We start from the raw sequence: 1,570 nt of genomic DNA on the forward strand, positions 1-1,570 counted from the left end.
ACGCTGCGGACGCCGCGAACGCCGCGGACTCCGCGCGGCCCGAGGCGCGGCTGGAGAGGGCCGTGCGCGCCGCCGAGCAGGCGCTGATCGAGTTCGAGATCGCCCTGGAGACCTTCCGGATCGAGGTGGAGAACTTCTCCCGGCTGCACCACCAGCGGCTCGGTCCCATGTACGCCCGGCTGGACGAGCTGGACGCGATGATCGCCGAGGCCCGTGCCGCCAGGACCGGAGATCCCGAGGATCTGCGCAAGGCGCGGGAGGCCCGCGCGATGGTGCAGCCGATGCCGGGCGTCGAGGAGCTGTTCCACGACTGGATCGACTCCGACGGTCTGTCGGCCGAGGCGGCGGCGATGCTGACCGAACAGCCCGTACGGCCTCCCAAGCGCGTCCGGCCGAGCGACGAGGCCCGCAAGCTCTATCGCGATCTGGTGCGCAAGGCCCATCCGGATCTCGCGCGGGACGACAACGAGCGCGCCCGCCGTGAGGAGTTCCTCACACGGGTGAACGCCGCCTACGGGCGCGGCGACGAGCCGCTGCTGCGCGAGCTGGTCGAGGAGTGGGCGGCGGGACCCGCGCCGCAGGCACCGTCGCTGAGCGAGAGCGAGGAGCTCTACGCCCGGCTGGAGTGGCTGTCGCAGCGGAAGGAAATGCTGACGCTGGTCGCCAAGGAGCTGGAGGAGAGCGCGATCGGCGCGATGCTCAGGATGGCGCCCGAGGACCCGGACCGGCTGCTGGAGGAGATCGCCGAGCAGCTGCTCGCGGAGGTCTCCGGGCGTGAGACGGAACTCGCCAGGCTGGTGCAGTAGGTTTTTCGGAGGCCCGCGGGCCTGCGGACCACGACTCACAGTCCGTGGCGTACGGCCCGATGGCCCACGGACCCGGTCCTCGTCCCCGTCACCGTCCCTGCCCCCGTCCCGTACGAGAGAAGGCACCATCCATGAATTTCGCCTCACTGCCCTCGGTCGATGTCGCGGCGGTCCCGTCCGACGGACTGGTGCTGGACGTCCGGGAGGACGACGAGTGGGCGGCCGGTCATGTCGAGGGCGCGCTGCATGTGCCGATGAGTGACTTCGTGGCGCGCTTCGGCGAGGTGACCGAGGCGGTGGCCGAGGGCCGGAAGGCCTATGTGATGTGCCGGGTCGGCGGGCGCTCCGCGCAGGTCACCCAGTATCTGGTGCAGCAGGGCGTCGACGCGGTGAATGTGGACGGCGGGATGCTCGCCTGGGACGGCGCCGGTCGTCCGATGGTCACTGACAACGGCACTCCGGCGTTCGTGCTCTGAGACCGGGCGAGTGGCCGACTTTGTATCCGGCTTCGTCCTGGCCGGGTACGCGGTGGACCTGGCCGGGTACGCGGTGGACCTGGCCGGGGAGCCGCCGAGGAAACCCGTTCGAGACCTGAGCCGCGGGCCAGGACCGTAGGGTGTCAACCCTGTGGGTGACTGAGCGGGTGCCGGCGGGATCGGGGCGGGATGGATTCGTACGACGACAAGGGCGGGCCGGCCTGGCAGCCGCCCGGCGCCGGGATAACCGGACGGCCGCCCGCCGCCGGGGCGGCCGCGCAGCCGCCC

Annotated in this window: 2 protein-coding genes; both read left to right on the forward strand. The window is 71.7% G+C overall.

Features of this window, described 5'->3' with window-relative positions; translation table 11 throughout:
* The first annotated feature begins 50 nt into the window (after positions 1–50).
* Complete coding sequence (locus GA0115259_RS31005) at positions 51–806, forward strand: J domain-containing protein (RefSeq protein WP_093603155.1); 756 nt, start codon at positions 51–53, stop codon at positions 804–806.
* A gap of 131 nt (positions 807–937) precedes the next feature.
* The gene (locus GA0115259_RS31010) at positions 938–1,282 is read left to right on the forward strand and encodes a rhodanese-like domain-containing protein (protein WP_093603153.1); all 345 of its coding nucleotides are present in this window, start codon (positions 938–940) and stop codon (positions 1,280–1,282) included.
* Positions 1,283–1,570: the final 288 nt, after the last annotated feature.

Source organism: Streptomyces sp. MnatMP-M17 (genome assembly GCF_900091995.1).
Lineage (GTDB): Bacteria > Actinomycetota > Actinomycetes > Streptomycetales > Streptomycetaceae > Streptomyces.